The following is a 26689-nucleotide window of genomic DNA, read 5'->3' as shown; positions in this document are numbered from 1 at the left end:
ATCGAGCGAAGAGAGGAAGGTCCATGGAATCGTGGTGGGATGAAGTCTGGGTAACCCTGCAAGCGGAGTTCGCCGACATCACCGATGCCCAGCAAATGACCCGGGTGACGGTGCGCCTGGTGATGGCTGCACTGTTGGGGGGCATCCTGGGGTTCGAGCGTGAGCACAAGGGCAAGGCCGCCGGTGTGCGCACCCATATGCTGGTGGCGCTGGGCGCCGCGCTGTTCGTGCTGGTACCGCAGATGTCCGGGTCCCAGGCTGACGCCATGAGCCGGGTGATACAGGGCGTGGTGGCCGGGATCGGTTTCCTTGGCGCCGGCACCATCTTGAAAAATACCGATGGCGATATGAGCCATGTGAAGGGACTGACTACCGCCGCCGGCCTGTGGATGACCGCCGCCATCGGCGTCGCCGCCGGGCTCGGTCGGGAGGCGACGGCGGTGCTCAGTACGGTGCTGGCGCTGGCGATTTTCAGTGTGATGCCGGTGATTGTCCGGGCGTTGGAGAGGGATGAGAAGCGGTAGCCCGTCCACCAGGCAGGGTACGAATCCTGTGGGAGCGGGCTTGCTCGCGAAGGCGGTATGCCTGTGAAGCAAGTATCGCCTGGCATGGCGCCTTCGCGAGCAAGCTCGCTCCCACAAGTCCAGTGTTGTTCCTGGTCATTGGCGGCTAGGCTCTTTCAAACCCGCTCCGGCGGCGCCTCGCTCGGTGGATCGCCATGGGGCGGCTGAGGATCCAGTGGCGGGTCTTTTTCCGGAATCGGCTCTGGATCGGGGCTGGGTGGCGGCAGGTTGGGGTCGTCGATGTTCGGATCGGGTGTTTCGGCCGGGATAGGGATGTTCATCGGGTCGGGCCTCCTGGACGCAAGTGGCTTGAGTCGTGCTTGTCTGGTTGACCACCGCTTGACGGGTTTGATTCCCCGGCGCCGGCCAGCAAATCGTGCTGAACTTTTGGTCGCCGGTCCGGTTCGGAGCTTAAGTGAGTTTAATCAGGGACCCGTTGGGCCTTTACCGCCACAAGCGCGTCCATGGGGCGTAAAAGGAGCGATGCTTGATGACTGCCGAACACCCGACCGACTTGGAATACAACCCGCATCTGCCGTTGTCCCAGGCTTTGTTGTTGCCGCGTATTGCGATTGAAAACACCATGCCGGTGATCGACGGTGGGCAGTTCGCCGCAAAGGCCCTGGCCGGGCGGGACGTGACGGTGACCAGCAAAGTGTTCGCCGATGGCCACGACAAGTTGGCCGTGCGAATCCGCTGGCGTGCGCTGGAAGACGACATCTGGAACAGCGAGGTCATGACCGAGCTGGGCAACAACGGCTGGCGCGGCCAGTTCACTGTGCCGGCCGTGGGACGCTATGTGTTCTGCATCGAGGCGTGGTTCGACCAGTTCGCCAGCTTCCGCTATGAGCTGGAAAAGAAATACGCTGCCGGGGTGCCCATCAGCCTGGAACTGCAGGAAGGCCGCAATCATGTGCAACAGGCCGCTGAGCGCAGCGACGGCGAATTGAGTGAACAGCTGGCTGCGTTGCACCATGAGCTTTCAAGCCTGCTGCCGCAGGAACAGGTGACCTTGTTCCTCGCGCCGCGCAGCGCCGACCTGATGTCCCTGGCCGATCATCGGCCCTACCTGAGCATCAGCCCGGAATATCCGTTGGACGTGGAGCGCGAACGGGCCGAGTTCGCCAGTTGGTACGAGCTGTTTCCCCGTTCGATCACCGATGATCCCAAGCGCCATGGCACCTTCAACGACGTGCACTCGCGTTTGTCGGTGATCCAGGACATGGGCTTCGACGTGCTGTATTTCCCGCCGATCCATCCGATCGGCCGCAGTTTCCGCAAAGGTCCGAACAATTCCCTGACCGCCGGTCCGGACGATCCGGGCAGCCCTTATGCCATTGGTAGCGAGGAGGGCGGACACGAGGCGATCCATCCACAGTTGGGCACTCGCGAAGATTTTCGTCGCCTGGTAGCTGCAGCCGCCGACCACGGCCTGGAGATCGCCCTCGACTTCGCCATCCAGTGTTCCCAGGACCACCCTTGGCTCAAGCAGCATCCGGGCTGGTTTAGCTGGCGGCCGGACGGCACGATCAAATACGCGGAGAACCCGCCGAAAAAATACCAGGACATCGTCAACGTCGATTTCTACGCCGCCGATGCCATCCCCAGTCTGTGGATGGAGCTGCGGGACATCGTCGTCGGTTGGGTCAACGAAGGGGTGAAGATATTCCGTGTCGATAATCCTCACACCAAGCCGTTGCCGTTCTGGCAGTGGCTGATCGCCGACGTTCGCGCGCAACACCCGGACGTCATCTTCCTCGCGGAGGCGTTCACCACGCCGGCGATGATGGCGCGGCTGGGCAAGGTCGGTTATTCCCAGAGCTACACCTATTTCACCTGGCGCAACACCAAGGCCGAGCTGGCGACGTACTTCACCGAGCTCAACGAATCGCCCTGGCGTGAATGCTATCGGCCGAATTTCTTCGTCAATACGCCGGACATCAACCCGGCGTTCCTCCATGCGTCGGGGCGCGCGGGTTTCCTGATCCGTGCGGCGCTCGCGACCATGGGCTCGGGGCTGTGGGGCATGTATTCCGGTTTTGAACTATGCGAATCGGCGCCGGTGCCGGGCAAGGAGGAGTACCTCGATTCGGAGAAATACGAAATCCGCCCGCGGGATTTCACCGCGCCGGGCAACATCATCGCCGAGATCGCCCAGCTCAATCGCATTCGCCGGCAGAACCCGGCGCTGCATACGCACCTGGGCCTGAAGATCTACAACGCCTGGAACGACAACATCCTGTATTTCGGCAAGCGCACGCCGGACGGCAGCAACTTCATCCTGGTGGCCGTGAGCCTCGATCCGCATAACGTCCAGGAAGCCAATTTCGAATTGCCGCTGTGGGAGATGGGCCTGCCGGACGACGCCCAGACCCAGGGCGAGGATTTGATGAACGGTCACCGCTGGACCTGGTATGGCAAGTATCAGTTCATGCGCATCGACCCGGCGTACCAGCCGTTCGGGATCTGGCGGATCAGCGTCGCGTAAAACAAAAGCGAGTGGATGAAATGCTTTTGTGGCGAGGGGAGCTTGCTGTGGCGAGGGGGGATTTAGCGAAACGTCGCACCGCCCCGCTGGGTTGCGCAGCGACCCTGAATGAAATGCACGGTTTGCCTGTCGAGACGCGTTAAAGCAATTGGGGCTGCTTCGCAGCCCAGCGGGGATAAATCCCCTCGCCACAAACAAAACACTGCGCAACATAAAAGAACAAGCCTGTAACCCGCGGCTTTATAGAATCAGCAGGAGTTGCAAATGGCCAAGAAACCCCGGTCTGCCACGTTCATCAAGGACCCGCTCTGGTACAAGGACGCGGTGATCTATCAGGTCCACGTCAAATCCTATTTCGACTCCAACAACGACGGAATCGGCGATTTCCCTGGCTTGATCGAGAAGCTCGACTACATCGCCGACCTAGGCGTCAACACCATCTGGCTGCTGCCGTTCTATCCTTCACCGCGGCGCGATGACGGCTACGACATCGCCGAATACCGGGGCGTCAGCCCCGACTACGGCACCATGGCCGACGCGCGGCGTTTCATCGCCGAAGCCCACAAGCGCAACCTGCGGGTGATCACTGAGCTGGTCATCAACCACACCTCCGACCAGCACCCCTGGTTCCAGCGCGCGCGCAAGGCCAAGAAAGGCTCCAGTGCGCGGGATTTCTACGTCTGGTCCGATGACGACCACAAATATGACGGCACCCGGATCATCTTCCTCGACACCGAGAAATCCAACTGGACCTGGGACCCAGTGGCCGGCCAGTACTTCTGGCACCGTTTCTATTCCCACCAGCCGGACCTTAATTTTGACAATCCGCAGGTGATCAAGGCCGTGCTCTCGGTGATGCGCTACTGGCTCGACATGGGCATCGATGGCCTGCGCCTGGATGCGATCCCGTACTTGATCGAGCGCGACGGCACCAACAACGAGAACCTGCCCGAGACCCACGACGTCCTCAAGCTGATCCGCGCCGAGATCGACGCCAATTACCCCGACCGCATGCTGCTGGCCGAGGCCAACCAGTGGCCGGAGGATACCCAGCTCTATTTTGGCGACGTCGATGCGCAGGGCCTCAATGGCGACGAGTGCCACATGGCGTTCCACTTCCCGTTGATGCCGCGCATGTACATGGCGCTGGCCCAGGAAGACCGTTTTCCCATCACCGATATCCTGCGCCAGACCCCGGAGATCCCGGCCAATTGCCAATGGGCGATTTTCCTGCGCAACCACGATGAGTTGACCCTGGAAATGGTCACCGACAAAGAGCGCGACTACCTGTGGAATTACTACGCCGCCGACCGTCGGGCGCGGATCAACCTCGGCATTCGTCGACGCCTGGCGCCGCTGATGGAGCGCGACCGCCGCCGTGTGGAGTTGCTCAACAGCCTGTTGCTGTCGATGCCCGGCACGCCGACCTTGTATTACGGCGATGAGATCGGCATGGGCGACAACATCTATCTGGGCGATCGCGATGGCGTGCGCACGCCGATGCAGTGGTCCATCGACCGCAACGGCGGGTTCTCCCGCGCCGACCCGGCCAGCCTGGTGTTGCCACCGATCATGGACCCGCTGTACGGCTACCTGTCGGTCAACGTCGAGACCCAATCCGGCGATCCTCATTCGCTGCTCAACTGGACCCGCCGCATGCTCGCCGTGCGCAAGCAATCCAAGGCTTTTGGCCGGGGCACGTTGAAGATGCTGTCGCCGAGCAACCGGCGGATCCTGGCCTACACCCGCGAATACACCGGCCCGGACGGCAAGCATGAAATCATCCTGTGCGTGGCCAACGTGTCGCGCAGTGCCCAGGCTGCCGAGCTGGACTTGTCGGCCTACGCCGGCATGGTCCCGGTGGAAATGCTTGGCGGCAATGCGTTCCCGCCCATCGGCCAGTTGAATTTCCTCCTGACGCTGGCGCCGTACGGTTTCTACTGGTTCGCCCTGGCGGCGGAAAACCAGATGCCGAGCTGGCATGTGGAGCCGGCGCAGAGCCTGCCGGATTTCACCACGCTGGTCTTGAAAAAGCGCTTGGAAGAACTCCTCGAGGCGCCATCGCGCACCACATTGGAACAGGGCATCCTGCCGAACTGGCTGCAGAACCGCCGCTGGTTTGCCGGCAAGGACAGCGCCATCGAGAAAGTCGACATCGTCTACGGCGTGCGCTTCGGCGATCCGCAACACCCCGTGTTGCTGAGCGAGATAGACGTGACCAGCGCTGGCCAGACCCTGCGCTATCAACTGCCGTTCGGCCTGCTTGCCGAGGATCAGGTCGGCGCCGCGCTGCCCCAGCAATTGGCCTTGTCGCGGGTCCGCCGGGGTCGCCAGGTCGGCTTGATCACCGATGCGTTCACCCTGGAAAATTTCATTCGGGCCGTGCTCCAAGGCATCCAGGCCAACACGGTGCTGCCGTGCGCCGATGGCGAGTTGCGCTTCGAGCCCACCGAGGGCCTGGCGGCGCTGAACCTGGGGGCCGAGCCCGAGGTGCGCTACCTGTCCGCCGAGCAGTCCAACAGTTCGGTGGTGGTGGGCGGCAGCCTGGTGCTCAAGTTGATCCGCAAGGTTGCGTCTGGCGTGCACCCGGAACTGGAGATGAGCGCTTACCTGACCGCGGCAGGCTTCAGCAATATCTCGCCGCTGCTGGGTTCGGTGATCCGCCGCGACGCCCAGGGCGAAGATGCCTTGCTGATGATCGCCCAGGGTTACCTGAGCAATCAGGGCGACGCCTGGGAGTGGACCCAGAACAACCTCGAACGGGCCTTGCGCGACGAGCTGGCGGACGCCATGTCCGAGCAGGAGCAGCACTACAACGCCCTGGGCGAACTGAAGGATTTTGCCGGCATGCTCGGCCAGCGCCTCGGGGAAATGCACCAAGTGCTTGCCCAGCCCGCCGACAATCCGGACTTCGCGCCGCAGCCCACCAGTGCCAAGGAAGCCCAGGCCATCGGCAAGGATGTCGCCGCCCAGGTGGAAAATGCCTTGCGCCTGCTCAAGCAGAACCAGGACCAATTGAACCCTGCGGACCAGGCGATGGTCGCACGCTTGTTGGAACACAGGAAAACCGTGCTGGCCCACGTCCAGGAACTGGCCGGCAAGGCAGTGGGTGGCTTGCGTATCCGGGTTCATGGTGACTTGCACTTGGGGCAGGTGTTGGTGATCAAGGGCGACGCCTACCTGATCGATTTTGAAGGCGAGCCCGCGCGGCCGCTGCATGAGCGACGTGGCAAGCACAGCCCGTACAAGGACGTCAGCGGTGTGCTGCGCTCCTTCGACTACGCGGCGGCGATGGCCGTCCAGTTGCACACCGTCGACAGCACGGCGGATGCCGATGCGGCGCGCAAACGGGTCGCCGACCGCTATCTGATGGAGGCGCGCCAGGCATTTGTCCAGGCGTATCGGCTGGCGGCAGCTAGTCTTGCCCATGAGTGGAAGGATGCTGAAGGCGAAGACGCCGCGCTGGCGTTGTTCGGCCTGGAGAAGGCGGCCTATGAAGTGGCTTATGAAGCCGAGAATCGCCCTGCCTGGCTGCCCGTGCCGTTGCACGGGCTGTACGGGCTATTGAGTGGGCTGCAACCCTTTTCCGATTTAGCCGGACCGATTTAGTGGAGAGAATCATGAGCGTCTCGAACAAGGAATCACAGGGGCAGGCCAAAGAGTCGTTGCTGCCAGCCCCCCACGACATCGACGCGCTGGTGCGCGCCGAACACCACGATCCGTTTTCGATCCTCGGCCCCCATGGAGACGGGGCGGGCGGACAATTCATCCGGGCCTACCTGCCCGGCGCGTTGAGCGTGCATGTGCTCGCCCGTGACAGCGGCGAAGAGCTTGGCGAGTTGCAGATCACCGAAACTCCGGGACTGTTTGTCGGCCATTTCGACCGCGCCCAGCCCTACCTGTTGCGCACGCGGTGGGCCGGCGGCGAACAAGTTGCCGAAGATCCCTACAGCTTCGGTCCGCTGCTCGGGGAAATGGATCTCTACCTGTTTGCGGAAGGTAACCATCGCGACCTCAGCGCCTGCCTCGGTGCGCAATTGAAGACGGTGGATGGCGTCGAGGGCGTGCGTTTTGCGGTCTGGGCGCCGAATGCGCGCCGGGTTTCGGTGGTCGGGGATTTCAACGTCTGGGACGGGCGCCGGCATCCGATGCGCATCCGTTATCCGTCCGGCGTGTGGGAAATATTCATTCCGAGGCTCGGGCCGGGCGAGGGGTATAAATATGAAATCCTCGGCGCCCACGGCATCTTGCCGCTGAAGGCCGACCCGGTGGCCCTGGCCACGCAGATGCCGCCGGATACGGCGTCCAAGGTCGCCTCGCCACTGAAGATCGAATGGCACGATGACGAGTGGATGCAAAGCCGTCGCGAACGCCAGCTACCGGGCGCGCCGCTGTCGATCTACGAACTGCACGCCGGTTCCTGGCAATGCGAGATCGACGAGGCGGGCGAGGTCTCCCGGCAATACAACTGGCATGAACTGGCTGATCGGCTGATCCCCTACGTCAAGGACCTGGGCTTCACGCACATCGAGCTGATGCCCATCATGGAGCACCCGTTCGGTGGCTCATGGGGCTATCAACCGCTGTCGCAATTCGCTCCGACTGCGCGTTTCGGTTCACCCGATGATTTCGCCGCGTTCGTCAACGCCTGTCATAAGGCTGACATTGGCGTGATCCTGGACTGGGTGCCCGCGCACTTTCCGACTGATACCCATGGCCTGGCCCAGTTCGACGGCACCGCGTTGTACGAATACGGTAACCCGCTGGAAGGTTTCCACCAGGATTGGGACACGCTGATCTATAACCTGGGGCGCACCGAAGTCCACGGTTTCATGCTGGCGTCGGCGTTGCACTGGCTCAAGCATTTCCACGTTGACGGCCTGCGGGTGGATGCCGTGGCCTCGATGCTGTATCGCGACTATTCGCGCAAGGCCGGCGAATGGGTGCCTAACCGCCACGGCGGACGGGAGAACCTGGAGGCGATCGATTTCCTGCGGCATCTCAACGATGTGGTCGCGCTGGAAACCCCGGGCGCGCTGGTCATCGCCGAGGAATCCACCGCCTGGCCCGGCGTCAGCCAGAGCACGCAGCAGGGCGGCCTGGGTTTCGCCTACAAGTGGAACATGGGCTGGATGCACGATTCGCTGCATTACATCCAGCAGGATCCGGTGTACCGCGCCCATCACCATAACGAGTTGAGCTTTGGCCTGGTGTACGCCTGGTCCGAGCGGTTTGTCCTACCGATTTCCCATGACGAAGTGGTCCATGGCAAGCGCTCGCTGATCGATAAGATGCCCGGTGACCGCTGGCAGAAATTTGCCAACCTGCGGGCCTATCTGAGTTTCATGTGGGGCCATCCGGGCAAGAAGCTGCTGTTCATGGGCTGTGAGTTCGGCCAATGGCGCGAGTGGAACCATGACCAGCAACTGGATTGGTACCTGCTGCAATATCCCGAGCACCGGGGTGTGCAGAAACTGGTGAGCGATCTCAATCGTTTGTATCGCGAAGAGCCGGCGCTGCACGATCAGGATGACGCGCCCCAAGGCTTCCAATGGTTGATTGGCGACGACGCGCTCAACAGCGTCTATGCGTGGTTGCGTTGGAGCAAGGACGGCCGGCCGGTGCTTGTGGTCGCCAACTTCACGCCGGTGCCGCGCGAGGCGTATCGGGTCGGCGTGCCGTTTGGCGGGCGTTGGGTGGAATTGCTCAACAGCGATGCCGACACTTACGCCGGCTCGAATTATGGCAATGGCGGTGGCGCTTCCACTGAGGCGATCCCGAGCCATGGCCAGGCGTTGTCGCTGGAACTGAACCTGCCGCCGTTGGCGGTGCTGATCCTGCGGCCGGAAGGGTAGGCCCAGACTCAGATCCAATGTGGGAGCGAGCTTGCTCGCGATGGCGGTCAGTCGGTCACAAAAGTGCTGACAGACACTCCGCTATCGCGAGCAAGCTCGCTCCCACAGGGTCAAAGTTTTGGTGGTCAGCGAACCAGGCACGGCTGCTTGTTATTGAACTTCCAGCCCGGGATCAGGTACTGCATCGCCACCGAGTCGTCCCGCGCCCCGAGCCCCATGCCTTTGTACAATTCATGAGCCTTGGCCAACTGGTCCATGTCCAGCTCGATCCCCAGCCCAGGTTTCTTCGGCACTTGCACGCAACCGCCCTTGATCTGCAATGGCGCCTTGGTCAACCGTTGGCCGTCCTGCCAGATCCAGTGGGTGTCGATGGCGGTGATGTCGCCCGGTGCGGCGGCCGCGACGTGGGTGAACATCGCCAGGGAGATGTCGAAGTGGTTGTTGGAGTGCGAGCCCCAGGTCAGGCCCCATTCGTTGCACATCTGCGCCACGCGCACCGAACCCTGCATCGTCCAGAAGTGCGGGTCGGCCAGGGGAATGTCCACGGATTGCAGCGTGATCGCATGACCCATTTCGCGCCAATCGGTGGCAATCATGTTGGTAGCGGTCTTGAGGCCCGTGGCGCGCCGGAACTCGGCCATGACCTCGCGGCCCGAATAGCCATTCTCAGCCCCGCAAGGGTCCTCGGCATACGCCAGCACCTTGTGTTGGTCGCGGCACAAGCGAATCGCTTCCTTGAGTGACCAGGCTCCGTTCGGGTCCAGGGTGATACGCGCCTGGGGAAAGCGTTCGGCCAATGCCGTCACGGCTTCGATTTCCTCGTCGCCCTTGAGCACGCCGCCCTTGAGCTTGAAATCCTGAAAACCGTAGTGCGCGTGGGCCGCTTCGGCCAGGCGCACCACTGCGTCGGCATCCAGGGCTTTTTCGTGGCGCACGCGGAACCAGTCGTTATCGGCGTCCGGTTCGCTGCGGTAGGGCAGGTCGGTCTGCTGGCGATCACCGACATAAAACAGATAGCCGAGCATCTTCACTTCGTCGCGTTGCTGGCCTTCGCCGAGCAGGGCGGCGACCGGGACATCCAGGTGCTGGCCGAGCAGGTCCAGCAGCGCCGCTTCCAGGCCGGTGACAGCGTGAATAGTGATGCGCAGATCGAAGGTCTGCAATCCACGGCCACCGGCATCGCGGTCGGCGAAGGCCTGGCGCACGCTGTTGAGAATCTTCTGATAGGTGCCGATGGGGCTGCCGACCACCAGCGAACGGGCGTCTTCCAGCGTCTGGCGAATGCGCTCGCCGCCGGGCACCTCGCCCACGCCGGTGTGCCCGGCGTTGTCCTTGAGGATGACGATGTTGCGGGTGAAGAACGGGCCATGGGCGCCGCTGAGGTTCAGCAGCATGCCATCGTGGCCGGCCACGGGCACGACCTGCATGCTGGTGATGATCGGGGCTTTGTGGGTGTCTGGCGTAGTCATCGTGTATGGGAATCCTTGAGTTATTGTTTTTATACGGGGCATCGCGCAGGCGCTGATGTTGATAGACATCATACAAGTTGATTTTTTTGTCTGACAAGCAGTTTTTGAGCACGATTGGATTGGGTATTGAGGCTTTTTATGCCGTATTAATGGGGGCTTGAGCCGTCACTGAGAAGGTTTTACAAGGTTTCGCCGTTTGACGAAAATGTCTTATTTGCCCCGCTTCAGTCGGTGGATTGCGATCTTTGTTGCGTGTTGTCATACAAGATGGTGGGGTATCGAGGAGCACTTTCAGCGCCGCCAGTGATAGGATCGACGAGCCTGTTTTCAAGGAACCCCGGCACATGCAGCAAGACATTGAAGCGCCCCTGCGCAAGCGCACCCACAACCTGGCCCATGACCTGGTGGCGAAGTTGAGCCAGAGCATTCTGCTCGGGCAGTTGAAGCCGGGGGAAAAGCTGCCGTCCGAAGGCGCCATCGTGCGCGAGCATGGGGTCAGCCGCACGGTGGTGCGCGAGGCGATTTCCAAGTTGCAGGCGTCGGGGCTGGTGGAGACTCGCCACGGCATCGGCACCTTTGTGCTGGAGCCGAATGGCGAGCAGGGGTTGCGGCTCAATGTCGATACCGCGGCGGGCGTCCGGGGCATTCTGGAACTGCGCCTGGGCCTGGAGACCCAGGCGGCCGCATTGGCGGCCCAGCGCCGCAGCGAACAGCAACTGCAGCAGATGCGCCAGGCGCTGGATGACTACCAGCGCCTGCTCAGCAACAACGACAGCTGCGTCGAGGCTGACCGGCGTTTCCACCTGCTGATTGCCGAAGCCACGTCCAACAGCTGTTTTGTCGAGATCATGCAGCACCTGGGCAACGCCATGATTCCTCGCACGAGGGTGAACATGGCCGAGCGCGGCCAGGCGGACCTGGGCAGGCTGGCGCAGTTTGCCAACCTGGAACACGAAGCGATCTTCAACGCCATCAAGCGCCAGGACCCCGACGCCGCCCGCGCGGCCATGTGGCTGCACCTGACCAACAGCCGTGATCGGTTTGGTGCGGGGGGCTGAAGAATTACACAACGCCATGCCATTAAAAAACTTGTGGCGAGGGGATTTATCCCCGCTGGGCTGCGAAGCGGCCCCCAAACTGGCAACTCGGTATGCCAGGACGATCGAACGCATTACTTTAGGACTGCTACGCAGCCCAGCGGGGATAAATCCCCTCGCCACGGGGCCTGGCTGTTCAAGGCTGACGCTGTCGCGAGCAAACTCAAGGCATGAAAAAACCGGCGCAACCAAGGTCGCGCCGGTGGTGGTGCCAGTGGTCGCGCGGATGTCGTGGGTCCACGCGACCACCGTTGTGCCTGTTGTCGGTTACGCGCGTTCCAGCGCGAGGGCCACGCCCTGGCCGCCACCGATGCAGAGTGTCGCGAGGCCTTTCTTGGCGTCGCGCTTGATCATTTCATGCAGCAGCGTCACCAGCACCCGGCAGCCCGAAGCCCCGATCGGGTGGCCCAAGGCGATGGCGCCACCATTGACGTTGACCTTGTCCATATCCCATTCCAGCTCCTTGGCGACGGCCAGGGACTGGGCGGCAAAAGCCTCGTTGGCTTCGATCAGGTCCAGTTGATCCAATGACCAACCGGCCTTGTCCAGGCAGCGGCGAGTGGCCGATACCGGGCCGATGCCCATGATCGCCGGGTCGACACCCGCATTGGCGTAGGCACTGATTTTTGCCAGCACTGGCAAACCCAATGCCTTGGCTTTTTCCGCACTCATCAGGATCACGGCGGCGGCGCCATCATTGAGCGACGAGGCATTGCCCGCGGTGACGCTGCCGTCTTTCTTGAACGCCGGCTTCAGCTTGCCCAGGGATTCGGCGGTGGTACCGGCGCGCGGTTGTTCGTCGGTGGCGAAGGCCACGGGGTCGCCCTTGCGCTGGGGAATCAGGATCGGCGTGATCTCATCGGCAAACCGACCGCCCTCGATCGCGGCAACGGCTTTTTGCTGGGACGCGGCGGCAAAGGCATCCTGCGCCTCGCGGCTGATGCCGTACTTGTCCACCAGGTTTTCGGCGGTGATGCCCATGTGGTAATCGTTGAACGCATCCCACAAGCCGTCGGTGATCATGCTGTCGATCATCTTCGCGTGGCCCATGCGCAGGCCGGTACGAGCGGCTGGCAACACATACGGGGCGAGGCTCATGTTCTCCATGCCGCCGGCGATGATCACGTCGGCGTCGCCACAGCGAATCGCCTGGGCGCCCAGGTGCAACGCCTTGAGGCCCGAGCCGCAGACCTTGTTCAAGGTCAGTGCCGAGCACCGCGTGGGGCAGGCCGGCGAGGATCGACGCCTGGCGCGCCGGGTTCTGCCCGGAGCCTGCGGTCAGCACTTGGCCAAGGATCACTTCATCGACTTGCTCGCCGGCCAGGCCGGTCTGTTCCAGCAGGCGACGAATCACTGCGGCACCGAGTTCCGGCGCGGGAATGGACGCCAGCGAACCCTGGAAACTGCCGATGGCGGTGCGGGTGGCGGCGACAATCACGACTTCTTGCATCGAATCTCTCCTCACTGGGCAGCGAACTGCATTTCAGGGACGTGGTCCGGCACGATCAGTTTGCCGGCGGTCTTGGCGACGATTTCCTCGACGCTGACGCCCGGGGCGCGTTCCTTGAGAATAAAGGCGCCGTCCTGGATTTCCAGGTAGGCCAGGTCGGTCAGCACGCGCTTGATGCAACCGGCGCCGGTCAGCGGCAGGCTGCAACGGGGCAGCAGTTTCGACTCGCCGTCCTTGGACGCGTGGGTCATGGTGACGATGATGTTCTCGGCGCCGGCCACCAGGTCCATCGCGCCGCCCATGCCCTTGACGAGCTTGCCGGGAATCATCCACGAGGCAATGTTGCCTTCGACGTCCACCTCGAACGCACCGAGCACGGTCAGGTCGATATGGCCGCCGCGGATCATCGCGAACGATTCGGCCGAGGAAAAAATCGACGCGCCGATGCGCGCGGTGACGGTCTGCTTGCCGGCGTTGATCATGTCGGCGTCGACTTCGGCTTCGGTGGGAAACGCGCCCATGCCGAGCAGGCCGTTTTCCGATTGCAGCATGACTTCCATGCCTTCGGGAATGTAGTTGGCGACCAGGGTCGGGATGCCGATGCCGAGGTTCACGTAGTAGCCGTCTTGCATTTCGCGGGCGACGCGCTGAGCCATTTGTTCGCGGGAAAGTGCCATGGTGTCATTCCTTCATTCGGGCCGGGGGCAGGGGATCACTTACGGACGGTGCGCTGTTCGATGCGCTTTTCGAACGTGCCGCAAATGACCCGGTCGACGTAGATGCCGGGGGTGTGGATCTGCGTCGGGTCCAACTCGCCGGGCTCGACGATTTCTTCGACTTCCACCACGGTGATCTTGCCCGCCGTGGCGGCCAGGGGATTGAAGTTCTGAGCGGTGTGACGATAGACGACGTTGCCGAAATGGTCGGCTTTCCAGCCTTTGACGATGGCGAAGTCGCCGGTGATGGATTCTTCCATCAGGTACTGGCGGCCATGGAACTCACGCACTTCCTTGCCTTCGGCCACGGGCGTGCCGACGCCGGTGGCGGTGAAAAACGCCGGAATGCCCGCGCCGCCTGCACGCATTTTTTCCGCGAGGGTGCCTTGGGGGGTGAGTACGACTTCGATTTCGCCGCTCAGCAATTGCTTCTCGAAGAGGGCGTTTTCGCCGACGTAGGAGGCGACCACTTTGCGAATCTGCCGGTCCTCCAACAGTACGCCGAGGCCGAAACCGTCAACGCCACAGTTGTTGGAGACCACGGTGAGATCGCGGATGCCCTTGCGCTTGATCTCGGCGATCAGGTTTTCCGGGATACCGCACAAGCCAAAGCCGCCGGCGATGACGGTCATGCCGTCCTTCAAGCCTTCCAGCGCTTCTTCGTAGGAACTCACGCGTTTGTCGAAACCTGCCATAGACACCTCTTTTATTCTTGAGTGGGGTCGCAATGAGATGCAGTGTTGCGCCAAGCCATATATTTGTTAAGTTGATTTTTGCATTGGATTGATTGATAAAACTCAACAATGTCTTACCTGTAGGAGCCACGACATGACCCTCAAGCAAATCCGCGCGTTTCTGGCCGTGGCCCAAAGCCTGAGCTTCGCCGTGGCCTGCGAGCGGCTGCACCTGTCCCAGTCGGCCCTGAGCTTGACGATCAAGGCGCTGGAGGAGGGGCTGGGAGGCCGCCTGTTCAGCCGTAACACACGCAATGTCGCGCTGACACCGGAAGGCGAGTCCCTGCTGCCGCTGGCCCGTCGACTGGTCGCCGATTGGGAAAACGCCGAAGACGAAATGCGCCAGCGCTTCACCTTGCAGCGCGGTCGCGTGACGTTGGCGGCGATGCCGTCGTTCGCCGGCAACCTGCTGCCACCGATCCTCAAGACCTTCCGCGCACGGTTTCCGAATGTCAATGTCACCGTCAACGACGTGATCAACGAGCAGGTGCTGGAAATGGTCCGCGATCGTCATGTGGAGCTGGGCGTGGCGTTCGAGCCGATGCAGGGCTCGTCGCTGGCATTCACGCCGTTGTACCGCGATCGTTTCGTTGCGGTGGTGCCTTTGGATTCACCGCTGGCCCAGCGCGACGCCATTCAGTGGGAGACCTTGCTGGAGCAACCGTTCATCACCTTGCAACGGCCCTCTACCGTGCGGGTCATGCTGGAAGAACATCTGCAGGCCCGAGGCTGGAAGCTGCCGGTGGAGTTCGAGAGCCACCAGTTGGCGACCGTCGGGCGGATGGTTGCCAGCGGCCTCGGCGTGAGCGCGGTGCCGGCCCTGTGCGTTGGCCAGATGCATGAGCTGGGCGCTCGCTGCATCACCCTCAGCGATCCAGTGATAGAACGGGCCATCGGCGTGCTGACCAAGCCGGGCTACGAACTGTCGGCGGCGGCCCAGGCGTTGTTCGATACGTTGAAGGATCAGGACCTTGGTGTGCGGTCGCCATGAGTTCAGGTGCCATGAGTTGTCCCCTGTGGGAGCGAGCTTGCTCGCGATAGCGGTGTATCAGTCAGCGTCTATGTAACTGACCCATTGCTATCGCGAGCAAGCTCGCTCCCACAGTGGAGTGGGGTGCGCTTCAGATCATCAGCGGCAACAGTTCTTCGCACGGTATTCCGATCTTCAGATCCAACAATTCATCAGCCCGGGTCTTGCCCTGGTTGATCGCCAGCAGCGGCTTGCCCCGGTCCTTGATCGCGCGGCACAGGCGAAACGCCGAATAGGCCATCAATGACGAGCCCACCACCAGCAAACCATCCGCTTGCTCGACGGCTTGCATGGCGCACGCCGCGGTGGGTGCCGCGACGTTTTCACCGAAAAAAACCACATCCGGCTTCAGGCGTTCGCCGGCGCAATGCGGGCAACGCGGCACCTGGAAGCGCGCCTCGAACGCCGGATCCAGCAGCGTATCGCCATCGGGGGCCTGCACGGCATCGACACCGCTCAGGTAGGGGTTGTCGGTTTCCATCAATGACTGGATCTGCTGCCGCTCGCTGCGCTGGCCGCAATCGAGGCACAGCACGCGGTGCAGGCTGCCGTGCAGTTCGACGACATGCCGGCTGCCGGCCTGGTCATGCAAGGCGTCGACGTTCTGCGTGATCAGGCCACTGATGCGGTCCTGGTCCTGCAACTCGGCCAGGGCCTGGTGGGCCTGGTTCGGGCGGGCCTGGCGCATGCGTGGCCAGCCCAGCATCGCCCGCGCCCAATAGCGCCGTCGGGCTTCGGGCTGGGCGAGGAACTCCTGGTACATCATCGGCTGCCGGCCCCGTCGCACGCCGTCGTTGTCCCGGTAGTCGGGAATGCCCGATGGGGTGCTGATGCCCGCACCCGTCAGCACCAGGAAGCGACGCCCGGTCATATAGGCCTGAAGTTGGTCGATCGGATCACGGTGTAGATCGTCGGGCATTGGGGTTCTCCGCTGGCCTTGAGTCGTTGAGGGTAGCACCGGGTTGGTCCCACGCCTTTCGTCGCCCTTGCGTGGTGTTTGTTCAAACTTTCCCGGCGCCTGTGAAATCCACCTTATGTGCGGTACTTCAGCGCTCTTGCGCCGCGCTGCGCTAATGAACACGGATAAGGAGAACGCAATGGCAACCCCTAAAGAGAACCTGCTGGATTGGCTCAACGACGCTCACGCCATGGAACAGCAAGCGGAGAAAATGCTCAAGGCCCAGGCCGAGCGCCTCGAGCATTATCCGGTGCTCAAGGCTCGGATCGAACAGCACATCGAAGAGACGCTCGGGCAGCAGAAACTGGTCGAAGGGTGCATCCAGCGGCTGGGCGGCAGCCCGTCGATGCTCAAGGACATGGCCGGCAAGCTGATGGCGTTCGGTCAGGCCATGGGCGGCATGGCGATGAGTGACGAAGTGGTCAAGGGCGCCATGAGTGGCTATGTCTTCGAGAACCTGGAGATCGCTTCCTACACGGTGCTGATCGCGGCGGCGAAAGCGGCCGGCGATGTCGAGACCCAGAAGGCCTGCGAGCAGATCCTGCCCCAGGAAATCGCCATGGCCGATTGGCTGCGCGATCATCTGCCGGAAATTACCCAGGCGTTTCTCGAGCGTTCGGCCAACCCGCATACCGAAGCCAAGCGCTGATGCAAAAGCGCGGCCGCGGGCATCGCGGCCGCGCCAAACCTGCCGTCAAACGCAAAGAGGACAGGCATGAAGCAGACCACCGGTGAGGTAAGAGCCATCAATCGACAGAGTGCGAGAGTGGGTGTCTACGTGGCCGAAGAAGACGGCCACACAGTACTCGAGCTGGGCCCCGCCAACGACGTGGACATCGGCGATGTCATGGAGTGGGACAGCGGCGCGGCCCTCGGCACCCAGACGTATCGCAACCTGACCAAAGGTTGGACCGACGAGGTGTATGTGGCGAAGCATGGCGTTGCGGCAGCGAACCTTGAGGTCCAACTGCTGGTGGGATCCTGATAGTTGCAATGCAGGAGAAGGATCATGAGCGAATTGAAGTGTGGCTGCCCCGGCTGCCACTGCGATGTCGATCCCGATCGGGTGTTCAACCATGACGGCGAGGCTTATTGCAGTCAGGCCTGCGCCGAGCAACACCCCAACGGAGAACCGTGCCCGGCGCCGGATTGCCATTGCGAGCACAGTGGCAAGGTCGGCGAAAGGGATATCACCAACAACCAGCTGGATGAAGCGTTGGAGGAAACGTTCCCGGCCAGCGACCCGATTTCACCGTGAACATCGCTTTATCCGGGCATCGGCGACAGGGTGTCCGGACACCGCAAGCCGGTCAGTGCGGTGGTGCAAGACAACACCGGCAGCCCGCGAGTTTTGGCTTCCTGGAACGGCGCGAGGCCGGGGTGACGAGACCGGTGCATTGGGGTGCCGGCGCCACTCGGCCCTTGGCGGACAGCGTGGAAAGACACGCACTGTTTTTCACTGTATGTAAGAGACAAGTGTGGGAGCGAGCCTGCTCGCGAAAGCAGTTGGAAGTTATCAATATCCTACTGACTGATAACTTGCCTTCGCGAGCAGGCTCGCTCCCACATATTAACCGCCGCTTGGGTGATAGTTAATTTCAATTCATCGCAAGCGCAGCGGTATATAAATAGAGGTCGCTACCGTTCGTCGCCGTTTGAAGAACTTCTTCAAACCTTGAATGCGTCATGTTTTCCGAATAAATACGAGCCAACAGGGTTCGCAAATAGCAACTAACGAGGTGAATGAAATGGCAAATACAGGTAATAACAACCCTGGCAATTTCGCTAACGATCGTGAGAAAGCATCTGAAGCCGGCAAGAAAGGCGGCCAGGCATCGGGCGGCAACTTCGCCAATGATCCGGAACGCGCAGCCGAGGCTGGCCGTAAGGGTGGCCACATGTCCGGTGGCAATTTTGCCAACGATCCGGAACGTGCCGCAGAGGCCGGACGCAAGGGCGGACAAGCCTCGGGTGGCAATTTTGCCAATGACCCTGAACGGGCCTCGGAAGCGGGCCGCAAAGGTGGCCAGGCCTCCGGTGGCAACTTTGCCAATGACCGGGAAAAGGCTTCCGAAGCCGGTAAGAAAGGCGGGGAAAACAGCCACGGCGGCGGTCGTAATTCGTAATGTCCCGTGGTCCGTAGGCCCCATGTCATTTGACATGGGGCCTGTCACGTCGAATGCATGTAAGTGTATATAAAGTCGGGCATGTCATGCCCGGCTTCGCTTGGCTATTCACAACTAAGGCGTGTTTTGGTTATGCAGCGATGCGACGACCATTCGTCTTGCGCCGTGAATAAAAAATAAATTTTATTTCACTAACTTCTTCTGATTGTCATGGGCCTGTCGTCGGCAGGGTTCCCATGAACTGTGTCCTGACCGAGGAGTTCAATCATGTTTATTCACAATAAGCGATTGCAATATACCGTGCGTGTCGCCGAGCCCAATCCAGGCCTCGCAAACCTGTTGCTGGAACAGTTTGGTGGCGCCCAGGGTGAATTGGCGGCCGCATCGCGTTATTTCACCCAGGCCCTGTCCGAAGATGATCCGGGCCGCAAGGATCTGCTGATGGACATCGCCACCGAGGAGCTCAGTCACTTGGAGGTGATCGGCTCGATCATCGTCATGCTGAACAAGGGCGCCAAGGGCAAGATGGCCGAAGGCGTCGAGCAGGAAGGCCAGCTGTATCGCGAGATCAATGGTGCGGGCAACGACTCCCATATCACCAGCGTGCTGTATGGGGCCGGTTCGCCGCTGACCAACTCGGCGGGCGTGCCGTGGACCGCGGCCTACATCGACACGATTGGCGAACCGACCGCAGACATGCGTTCGAACATCGCTGCGGAGGCCCGGGCGAAAATCGTCTATGAGCGGTTGATGAACGTCACCGACGACCCCGGTGTGAAAGAAGCCCTGGGCTTCTTGATGACGCGCGAAATCGCGCACCAGTTGTCGTTCGAGAAAGCCCTGCATGCCATCCAGCCCAACTTCCCCCAAGGCAAATTGCCTGGCATGCCGGAGTTCACTAACGTCTACTTCAACATGTCCCAGGGCGAGCCTTCGGTGCGCGGTCCCTGGAACCAGGGCGATGATTGGGAGTTTGTCGAGAACCCGACGCCGGCATGGTCGATGGCGGCGATGGCCTGGCCAGTGTGCAGTTGAGCGAGAAGGATGAAGCGTTGCTGATGGACATGAAGGCGCGGACGATGTCCAACCCGGAAAGCAACCCCACGACGGGCGCGGACCTAGGCGCGGGGATGCAAAACGAGAAGCTGTGAGGCATCGGCGAGGGGGCCTGGCTCCCTCGCCCGAACATATTGCTTGATCGTTCCTTTGGTTGCGGGTGACGATCAGGCATCGTGCGGTTAAATCAACAAGGACATTCGATGGACCAGCCCACCTCCCGGATCCGATCGCCCTGGCGTACCTGGCTCGATCCCGTGCAAAACAACCTGCTGCTGGGGCTGGCCTTCTGGCTCGGATTGGCGCTGGTCGCCGCACTGCTGCTCTACAGTGGCTACAACGCGCTGGTGGGGGCCAACCGCCAGAACCTGGGTTATGCGGTGCTCGGCGGTACCTCCGGTTTCGCCGCTACGGCATTGGGCGCGGTGATGGCGGTGGTGTTGCGCGATATCTCGTCGCGCACCCAGGACATCATGTTGGGGTTCGCTGCCGGGATGATGCTGGCGGCCAGTTCGTTCTCGTTGATCCTGCCGGGCATCGATGCCGCGCAGGTCATCTGCGGTAACCAGTTGCTCGCCGCCCTTGTCGTGGTCATCGGTTTGGGGCTGGGCGTCCTGCTGATGATCGGTCTCGACCGTTTCGTGCCCCATGAGCATGAGCTGAGTGGCCGACGCGGTCCCGAGGCCAAGCGTATCAACCGGGTCTGGTTGTTTGTCCTGGCGATCACGCTGCACAACCTGCCGGAAGGCATGGCCATCGGCGTCAGTTTCGCCAATGGCGACTTCAAGGTCGGCCTGCCCCTGACCACCGCCATCGCCATCCAGGACATCCCCGAAGGCCTCGCCATTGCCATGGCGTTGCGCGTCACCGGCATCAGTACCTTGCGCGCTGCGTTGATTGCGGTCGGCTCGGGATTGATGGAGCCCCTGGGCGCGGTGATCGGCCTGGGCATGTCCTCTGGCGTGGCCGTGGCTTACCCCATCAGCCTGGGGCTGGCGGCGGGGGCGATGATTTTCGTGGTGTCCCACGAGGTGATTCCGGAAACCCACCGCAACGGCCACGAAACGCCGGCGACCCTGGGGTTGATGATGGGGTTCGCGGTGATGATGTTCCTGGACACGGCGCTGGGTTGAATCACTCGGCCTGCCCTCTGTCCAGGCGTTCGCAGATTTCTTGAACATCCGCAAAACCCTCCGAGTCAGTGATTGAACAGGTGAAGCGCGGCTTCGCCGTTCATTGATCGGAGGATATCCAGATGGCCAGAAAAACCGTGACGGACCTGTTCATTCACGAACTGTCCGATGTCTACAGCGCCGAAAAACAGATCACCCGCGCCTTGCCGCGCATGGCCCGGGCCACCACCAACCCGTTATTGGCGCAGGCCTTCAATGATCACCTTGAAGAAACCCAAGGGCAGATCGAACGCATCGACACCCTGGTGGAAGTGGCAGGCATCAAGCTCAAGCGCATGAAGTGCATCGCCATGGAAGGGCTGGTGGAAGAGTCGAAGGAGTTGATCGAGGAAATAGACAAAGGCGCGGTGCTCGATGCGGGGCTGATCGGCGCGGCGCAAAAAGTCGAGCATTATGAAATCGCCAGCTACGGCACGCTGATCGCCATGGCCAAGCATTTGAACCTGGGCGATGAAGTGGTCGGTTTGCTGCTGGCGACCCTCAAGGAAGAAAAAGCCACCGACGAGAAACTGTCGAAAATTGCCGAGCAGGGTGGCAACCAGGCGGCGACGATGGAATCCTGATGGCGACATAACCGCTTTTGTGGCGAGGGAGCTTGCTCCCGCTGGACTGCGCAGCAGGCCCTAGGTTTTCGGACCTGGCGCGATCATAGGGGCTGCTGCGCACCCCAGCGGGAGCAAGCTCCCTCGCCACGGGTTCGGTGTAGAAAAATTCTTCAAACCACTCCCAACGACCACCCAGCGTCCAGCTTTCAAACTCGTTTGAACTCAGCTCCCGCGCGTCCCGTCATTTGTTCTGAGAGGCACTTGATCGGGCATCGCACAGCGATTGCCTGTTGTTGAGTTTTTCATCACGGAGGCGATGGACAGACATGACTATCCCGGACAATAACCCCGAGCGACAAAGCGACACTTCAGGCCATGGGCGACCAGAAGAGTCGTTGCATAACATCAAGGATGACGTGAACGAAGCCATCGGCAGCGCCCGCGAACGGGCCGATGCGCATTTCGGCCAATACCGCGATACCGCGGCGGACCAGATCGATGCGCTGGCGCGCGGCGCCAAGTCCGCCATGTCGGAACTCGAAGCCAACGACACGCTTGGCGTGTCCCATTACCTGGCGGACATGGCCGATAGCATGAGCGGCCTGGCCAGCAAGCTGCGCAACAAGAGTGCCGAACAGTTGCTGCACGACGGGTCTCGCCTGGCGCGGGAAAATCCTGGCTTGTTCCTCGCCGGCAGCATCGCGGTGGGGTTCGGACTGTCGCGGTTTCTCAAGGCCGGCACCTCGCCGGTTGCCACCGAGGTCGACGACCCCGCCGCCGGGCATTCGACTCCCCTGCCGGCGGGTTCGGCGCCCAGTCGTTCGACCCGGTGCCGGACCCGATCGGTCCTGGCGCCGCCACGAGCAGCGGGCTGGCCACTGGCGTCACCCCGACTTCACCCAGCGTCCAGGACCATCCCAGTGATTTCGCCACCGGTTCGTTGCCGGACTCGGCCAATACCAGAGGAGAATTGTGATGAACCGACCAGACCCAGATATCCAGCGTTCCACCGGGACCTCGGCGCCCGAAAACGATGCTTCGGTCGTGGGGCTGCTTCGGCAACTGACCCACGAAGTCCCCTCGCTGTTTACCAAGGAACTGGCACTGGCCAAGGCGGAGTTCCAGGCCAGCCTCAACACGTTGAAAGCGGGCATCGCCGGGGTCGCTGGTGGCGCGATGGTGCTGATGGCCGGTTTCATCATCCTGCTGATGGCGGTGGTGTACGGCCTGAGCACGATGATGGCGCCGTGGCTGGCCGCGCTGATCGTCGGCGTCGTGGTGATGATCATCGGTTTTGTCATGGTGCAATCCGGCAAGAAACAATTCGAACCGTCCCATTTCAAGCCTGACCGAACGCTCGACGCCTTGAACAAAGATCAGGAAGCCCTGCGGAGGAAAGCCTCATGAAGGATGAATTCAAAACCGAATCGCAAAAGAGCCCGGAGACCATCGAGCGCGAGATCGATGAGCAGCGCGCCCATATCAGCGACATCGTCGATGCCCTGGGCAGCAAATTCACACCGGGGCAGATGCTCGACCAGGCGCTGGGCCTGGTGAAGGGCAATGGCGCGGAATTCTTCGGCAACCTGGGCACGACGGTGCGCAACAACCCGGTGCCGACCGTGCTCACGACGGTTGGCCTGTGTTGGTTGATGCTCGGCCAGAACCACCCGCCCCGGGTCGGTTATCGCGTCGGGCCCGACCAGGACGGCAGCGGTTGGAGCGAGGGGCTTGCGAGTGGCTTGGGCAGTGCTAGGAATCATCTGCACGACACCACCGACTCCTTGCGCGAAGGCTTCCATCACCTCAAGGACAAGGCCTCGCACCTGGCCGATGATTTGAGCGCTGGTGCTCGCCATGCCCGCAGCCGTGCGCACGAAACGGGAGACCGCATGACCCAGGGTTCCCATGACCTGGGCGATCAGTTCAGCCGCTTGCTCAAGGAACAACCGTTGATGATGGCGGCAGCGGGCATCGCCCTTGGGGCGATGCTGGGCGCGGCCTTGCCGAGCACCTCCACCGAGCAACGCGTGATGGGCAAGACCAGCGCCGGGTTGACCGACAAGGCCAGGCAAAAGGCTCGCGAGGGCTATGAAACGGTGCGCGACACGGTGAGCAAGACCACCGAGCATCGAGACGAGCCAACCGTCACGCCGGCCCACGAACGGGCGCACTCCGGTGCAGACTTGTCCGGCGGGCTGGGTACTTCGTAGACGGGCAGGGCGCGGCGCGGGATGGACCTTGCGTCGCGCCTGTCAGTATTGGCAAGTAGCATCGATCGTCGTTCGGTTATTTCATGCGCGGTACACCGTTCCCAAGGAGGCGGCACATGAAACGTCAGGTCCCGTTCACCGGTCATCTGGTCTTCATCGGCTTCGGCTCCATCGCCCGGGCCACCTTGCCCCTGCTACGGGGGCAGGACCACATCGACGTCGAGCAGATCACCGTGATCGCCCCGGTGATCGAGCAAAACATCTGGTTCAAGGAACGGGGCATCCGTTTTGTCCGCAAGGCGCTGACCGAGCACACCTTCGCGCAAGTCCTCGACCGCTTCGTCAAGCCCGGTGATTTCATCGTCAACTTGTCGGTGGAAGTCAGTTCCCTGGCTGTCATCGCCTATGCGTTCGACAAAGGCGCCTTGTATCTGGACACCTGCGTCGAGCCGTGGGCCGGCGGCTACAACGACCCACGGTTGGACTCGTCCCATCGCACCAATTACGCATTGCGCTACCAAGTGCTGGGGTTGCGCAAGAAATTAGGCAGAGGGCCGACAGCGGTGGTCGCCCACGGCGCCAACCCTGGCCTGATCACGCATTTGCTCAAGGCCGGCTTGATGGAACTGGCCTTGCAGCTGGACCATCCACCACCCGAGACCCGTGATGGTGTCGACTGGGCCAGGTTGTGCATGGAACTGGGGATCAAGGTGATTCATTTTGCCGAGCGTGACACCCAGCGATCCCACCGTCCCAAGGAGGACGATGAGTTCGTCAACACCTGGTCGGTGGAAGGTTTCATCAGCGAAGGCAGCCAGCCGGCGGAGCTAGGGTGGGGCAGCCATGAACGTGCGTGGCCGGCGTCCGCCCGACGTCATCGTTTCGGCAGCCGCAACGCAATCTATCTGGAGCGGCCGAGTGCCGAGCGTGCTGGTAAAAACCTGGACACCCCTGGGCGGCCCGTGCCTGGGCCTGATGATCACCCACCATGAAACCGCTTCGACGGCCGATTTGCTGACCGTCAAGGAGCAACGCAAATGGGTCTATCGGCCGACCCTGCATTACGCCTATCACCCTTGCAATGACGCGTTGCTGTCGGTCCACGAACTGATCGGTCGAGGCTGGCAGACGCAAACCCGGCAGCGCATCCTCAACGGTGAGATCGACAGCGGTGGGATCGATGCCCTGGGCGTGTTGTTCATGGGGCATGACTTGAATGCCTACTGGTTCGGCTCGCTGTTGAGCATCGACGAAGCGCGCGCCTTGGTGCCCTTCAACAACGCCACCAGCCTGCAAGTGGCGGCGGGGGTGCTGTCGGGGATCGTCTGGGCGATCGAGCATCCGGATCGCGGCATCGTCGAGCCCGAACAGATGGACCATGAGCGCGTGCTGGAAATCGCCCGGCCATACCTGGGCACGCTGGTGGGCCAGCGCACCGACTGGACACCCAGTGGCGCCAGCCCCAAGCCTACGGTGGAGGGCGCGGCGGAGGACTGGCAATTCGCGCATTTCACGCGGTTCTAACTGCTGCGACCCTCGCCACCGGGCACCGACTCGATTCCAGCGCCTATACTCAAATCCATGAATCCCTTGGTGCCCGGGTGGCGCAATCGTGCTGCGTTCGCTGATGCTGGCCGTGATGCTCGTTCTGGCGGGGTGCGCCACGTCACAGCGCGGCCAGCAAGTCGCCATGGCAGCGATTTCCCAGGATACCTGGCGGCAGGTCGACCAACTTATCCTCGCCGCGTCGAAAAGCGCTACCGAACAGGCCCAGGTTTATGCCCGCGGTTCGATGGAGCATTGGCGGGTGCTGGTGTATGAACGCACCGAGGCTGCATTCATTCCGTGGTTCAGCAGCTACTGGACCCAGGAATGGATGGCCGTGAAGGTCAGTTGGTATTCAGCCAGCGCCAAGGGCGAGACGGACTCCCCGGCCAGGCGCCTGGCGGTGTACCTGCAGGAACAGTATCGCGAGCAAGTGCTGGAGCCGGTGGCGCTGGAAATCGATCCGGAAGCGATCAGGGCAAACGCCACACGTTATTACCTGCAACTGCTCAATCAACAGGTCCAGGTGATTGCCCAGCGCCATCGAGTCCCGGCGCAATTGATGAACCGACGCTTGCATGGCATCCGGGCCATCAACCTCGGCCCGCCAGCGGCGCGCAATGCGTCGTTGTACGAAATGGTCCACACCGAACCGCTCGATACCCTGCCGGCCTATGCGGCGCTGATCGACCATGTCGACAAGGCCGCCGACACCGGTTCAGGTCCGTCGGACGCGGTGATCGCCACGGTGGCGCAACGCACCAGTGAAAAAATCGAAGCGCAATTTGCCACGCGGGGGGCGACCGGCGCGGCGGCGGCCGTGGCCGGGAAAGCGGCTGGGGCGCTGATTTCGGTGGGAGTGGCGGGCATTCGCGCAATGATCCATGAGGGCGAGCGACCGGAAATGGAAGCGCAAATTCGCAAGAGCCTGAGCACCGCGTTTGACGAAGCCTGGTTCAAATCCCTCAAGCATCCCCTCAGCGGGGTGATGGCCGCGGTGTATTACCTGGCAGGGGAAATCGACAGCAACCTGGTGGAAGCGGACCTCGACAATCGGCCGGCGGAGCTGCCTGCAATCGCGCCTTGATGTTCCTAGGGTCTGTATGAAATGTGTTCGCGCGAAAGCCAGACAAGGCGAAACGGGGCGAGGAAGCGGAGTGTACTGGAGTACATGAGCATTCCGAGCGCCGTTTCAACGCAGTATGGGTGAGTGCGGATACATTTCGTACAGAGCCTAGTCAGACCCCAGCGTGACGCGGCAGCCCTTGCGATGGCGGATCTGTTCGTCCGAAGGGCGTTCCTTGATGAATTCGAAGCGCGGTTCGCCTTCGCTGTAGATCACCAGCCACCCCCATTCCAATTCGCTTTCATCCTGCCCGGGCTGGGGCGGCGCGGCCCACCAGGGTTCTTTTTGCATGATCTGGCGCATCGTGTACCTCCTGCCGGTTGATCATTGACTATAGACCGCCGGATTTCGCGACTAGCGCCCGCATCACTTCCTAATGGGGCCGGACGCTGCTTTTGTGGCGAGGGGATTTATCCCCGTTGGGCTGCGAAGCGGCCCCCGCTGTCCAGAGTCTTGCCCGATACACCGAGGTTGCTGGTTTGGGCCGCTTCGCGACCCAGCGGGGATAAATCCCCTCGCCACAGA

The 26689-nt window shown here is 61.9% G+C and carries 25 protein-coding genes and 2 pseudogenes; 18 read left to right on the top strand and 9 right to left on the bottom strand.

All coding sequences use genetic code 11. From position 1 onward, the window contains the following. Window positions 1-23 precede the first annotated feature (23 nt). Window positions 24-524: an MgtC/SapB family protein gene (locus tag AB4N42_RS21535; protein WP_030137825.1), complete on the top strand. Its 501-nt coding sequence runs from the start codon at window positions 24-26 to the stop codon at window positions 522-524. Between the two features lie 155 nt (window positions 525-679). On the opposite strand, the gene AB4N42_RS21530 is transcribed toward AB4N42_RS21535, so the two are convergent. After that, window positions 680-844: a hypothetical protein gene (locus AB4N42_RS21530; RefSeq protein WP_181286771.1), complete on the bottom strand. Its 165-nt coding sequence runs from the start codon at window positions 842-844 to the stop codon at window positions 680-682. A gap of 209 nt (window positions 845-1053) precedes the next feature. Here AB4N42_RS21530 and AB4N42_RS21525 point away from each other — a divergent pair, with 209 nt between their 5' ends. The 3 genes from AB4N42_RS21525 (at window position 1054) to glgB (ending at window position 8906) form a co-directional block, all read left to right on the top strand. Then, window positions 1054-3051, top strand: coding sequence for an alpha-1,4-glucan--maltose-1-phosphate maltosyltransferase (locus tag AB4N42_RS21525; protein ID WP_030139691.1), 1998 nt, complete (start codon window positions 1054-1056; stop codon window positions 3049-3051). 264 nt (window positions 3052-3315) lie between these two features. Further along, window positions 3316-6660 (top strand): maltose alpha-D-glucosyltransferase, encoded by a 3345-nt coding sequence (gene treS, locus AB4N42_RS21520; protein ID WP_460115302.1) that lies wholly within the window; start codon window positions 3316-3318, stop codon window positions 6658-6660. 11 nt (window positions 6661-6671) lie between these two features. After that, entirely contained in the window at window positions 6672-8906 is a 2235-nt protein-coding gene (gene glgB, locus AB4N42_RS21515; RefSeq protein WP_030139693.1) for a 1,4-alpha-glucan branching protein GlgB, read from the top strand. Window positions 8907-9031: 125 nt separating this feature from the next. On the opposite strand, the gene gudD is transcribed toward glgB, so the two are convergent. Then, a complete protein-coding gene (gudD, locus tag AB4N42_RS21510) occupies window positions 9032-10375 on the bottom strand; it encodes a glucarate dehydratase (protein WP_217861620.1) in 1344 nt (447 codons plus the stop codon). 344 nt (window positions 10376-10719) lie between these two features. Between gudD and AB4N42_RS21505 the strand changes: the two genes are divergently transcribed. After that, window positions 10720-11433, top strand: a complete 714-nt coding sequence (locus AB4N42_RS21505) for a FadR/GntR family transcriptional regulator (protein ID WP_460115301.1) — start codon at window positions 10720-10722, stop codon at window positions 11431-11433. A gap of 306 nt (window positions 11434-11739) precedes the next feature. Here the strand turns inward: AB4N42_RS21505 and AB4N42_RS21500 are convergent. The 3 genes and pseudogenes from AB4N42_RS21500 to AB4N42_RS21490 form a co-directional block, all read right to left on the bottom strand. Further along, window positions 11740-12922: pseudogene (locus AB4N42_RS21500) on the bottom strand (acetyl-CoA C-acetyltransferase). Window positions 12923-12933: 11 nt separating this feature from the next. Beyond that, window positions 12934-13599, bottom strand: coding sequence for a CoA transferase subunit B (locus tag AB4N42_RS21495; protein WP_003180355.1), 666 nt, complete (start codon window positions 13597-13599; stop codon window positions 12934-12936). Between the two features lie 35 nt (window positions 13600-13634). Then, window positions 13635-14333: a CoA transferase subunit A gene (locus tag AB4N42_RS21490; RefSeq protein ID WP_003180356.1), complete on the bottom strand. Its 699-nt coding sequence runs from the start codon at window positions 14331-14333 to the stop codon at window positions 13635-13637. A gap of 133 nt (window positions 14334-14466) precedes the next feature. Here AB4N42_RS21490 and AB4N42_RS21485 point away from each other — a divergent pair, with 133 nt between their 5' ends. Next, entirely contained in the window at window positions 14467-15363 is an 897-nt protein-coding gene (locus AB4N42_RS21485) for a LysR family transcriptional regulator (protein WP_334597348.1), read from the top strand. A gap of 130 nt (window positions 15364-15493) precedes the next feature. Here AB4N42_RS21485 and AB4N42_RS21480 read toward each other — a convergent pair whose 3' ends face one another. Further along, window positions 15494-16321, bottom strand: a complete 828-nt coding sequence (locus AB4N42_RS21480) for an NAD-dependent protein deacetylase (protein ID WP_460115300.1) — start codon at window positions 16319-16321, stop codon at window positions 15494-15496. A 178-nt stretch (window positions 16322-16499) separates the two neighbouring features. Here AB4N42_RS21480 and AB4N42_RS21475 point away from each other — a divergent pair, with 178 nt between their 5' ends. The 3 genes from AB4N42_RS21475 (at window position 16500) to AB4N42_RS21465 (ending at window position 17618) form a co-directional block, all read left to right on the top strand. Next, window positions 16500-17009, top strand: a complete 510-nt coding sequence (locus AB4N42_RS21475) for a ferritin-like domain-containing protein (protein ID WP_030139700.1) — start codon at window positions 16500-16502, stop codon at window positions 17007-17009. Between the two features lie 66 nt (window positions 17010-17075). Further along, window positions 17076-17345, top strand: a complete 270-nt coding sequence (locus AB4N42_RS21470; RefSeq protein WP_030139701.1) for a hypothetical protein — start codon at window positions 17076-17078, stop codon at window positions 17343-17345. Window positions 17346-17369: 24 nt separating this feature from the next. Continuing rightward, on the top strand, window positions 17370-17618 hold the full coding sequence (locus tag AB4N42_RS21465; RefSeq protein ID WP_030139702.1) for a metallothionein: 249 nt from the start codon (window positions 17370-17372) through the stop codon (window positions 17616-17618). A gap of 8 nt (window positions 17619-17626) precedes the next feature. On the opposite strand, the gene AB4N42_RS21460 is transcribed toward AB4N42_RS21465, so the two are convergent. Then, window positions 17627-17758, bottom strand: coding sequence for a hypothetical protein (locus AB4N42_RS21460; protein ID WP_274388836.1), 132 nt, complete (start codon window positions 17756-17758; stop codon window positions 17627-17629). A gap of 350 nt (window positions 17759-18108) precedes the next feature. Here AB4N42_RS21460 and AB4N42_RS21455 point away from each other — a divergent pair, with 350 nt between their 5' ends. The 4 genes and pseudogenes from AB4N42_RS21455 to AB4N42_RS21440 all read left to right on the top strand — a co-directional run bounded on the left by AB4N42_RS21455 (window position 18109) and on the right by AB4N42_RS21440 (window position 21298). After that, window positions 18109-18486, top strand: coding sequence for a con-10 family general stress protein (locus AB4N42_RS21455; RefSeq protein ID WP_033864476.1), 378 nt, complete (start codon window positions 18109-18111; stop codon window positions 18484-18486). A 267-nt stretch (window positions 18487-18753) separates the two neighbouring features. Further along, window positions 18754-19637: pseudogene (locus AB4N42_RS21450) on the top strand (manganese catalase family protein). Between the two features lie 108 nt (window positions 19638-19745). Continuing rightward, complete coding sequence (locus AB4N42_RS21445; RefSeq protein WP_258650402.1) at window positions 19746-20675, top strand: ZIP family metal transporter; 930 nt, start codon at window positions 19746-19748, stop codon at window positions 20673-20675. Window positions 20676-20797: 122 nt separating this feature from the next. Then, on the top strand, window positions 20798-21298 hold the full coding sequence (locus AB4N42_RS21440) for a YciE/YciF ferroxidase family protein (RefSeq protein ID WP_030139706.1): 501 nt from the start codon (window positions 20798-20800) through the stop codon (window positions 21296-21298). A gap of 350 nt (window positions 21299-21648) precedes the next feature. Here the strand turns inward: AB4N42_RS21440 and AB4N42_RS21435 are convergent, their stop codons facing one another. Beyond that, complete coding sequence (locus tag AB4N42_RS21435) at window positions 21649-22065, bottom strand: hypothetical protein (protein ID WP_460115299.1); 417 nt, start codon at window positions 22063-22065, stop codon at window positions 21649-21651. 190 nt (window positions 22066-22255) lie between these two features. Here AB4N42_RS21435 and AB4N42_RS21430 point away from each other — a divergent pair, with 190 nt between their 5' ends. The 5 genes from AB4N42_RS21430 (at window position 22256) to AB4N42_RS21410 (ending at window position 26125) form a co-directional block, all read left to right on the top strand. Then, window positions 22256-22687 (top strand): phage holin family protein, encoded by a 432-nt coding sequence (locus AB4N42_RS21430; protein WP_198798153.1) that lies wholly within the window; start codon window positions 22256-22258, stop codon window positions 22685-22687. Next, a complete protein-coding gene (locus tag AB4N42_RS21425; protein WP_030139708.1) occupies window positions 22684-23493 on the top strand; it encodes a DUF3618 domain-containing protein in 810 nt (269 codons plus the stop codon). Before AB4N42_RS21430 ends, AB4N42_RS21425 begins: the two co-directional genes overlap by 4 nt. Before the next feature lie 116 nt (window positions 23494-23609). Beyond that, window positions 23610-24485, top strand: a complete 876-nt coding sequence (locus tag AB4N42_RS21420) for a saccharopine dehydrogenase NADP-binding domain-containing protein (RefSeq protein WP_460115298.1) — start codon at window positions 23610-23612, stop codon at window positions 24483-24485. After that, window positions 24412-25017, top strand: coding sequence for a saccharopine dehydrogenase C-terminal domain-containing protein (locus AB4N42_RS21415; protein WP_460115297.1), 606 nt, complete (start codon window positions 24412-24414; stop codon window positions 25015-25017). The genes AB4N42_RS21420 and AB4N42_RS21415 overlap by 74 nt, the downstream gene beginning before the upstream one ends. An 88-nt stretch (window positions 25018-25105) precedes the next feature. Continuing rightward, the gene (locus tag AB4N42_RS21410) at window positions 25106-26125 is read left to right on the top strand and encodes a hypothetical protein (protein WP_217861628.1); all 1020 of its coding nucleotides are present in this window, start codon (window positions 25106-25108) and stop codon (window positions 26123-26125) included. 147 nt (window positions 26126-26272) lie between these two features. On the opposite strand, the gene AB4N42_RS21405 is transcribed toward AB4N42_RS21410, so the two are convergent. Then, window positions 26273-26467, bottom strand: coding sequence for a hypothetical protein (locus tag AB4N42_RS21405; protein ID WP_217861629.1), 195 nt, complete (start codon window positions 26465-26467; stop codon window positions 26273-26275). Window positions 26468-26689 lie beyond the last annotated feature (222 nt).

It is taken from the genome of Pseudomonas sp. H2_D02 (assembly GCF_054677635.1).
This window is presented reverse-complemented; position numbering and strand designations above follow the sequence as displayed.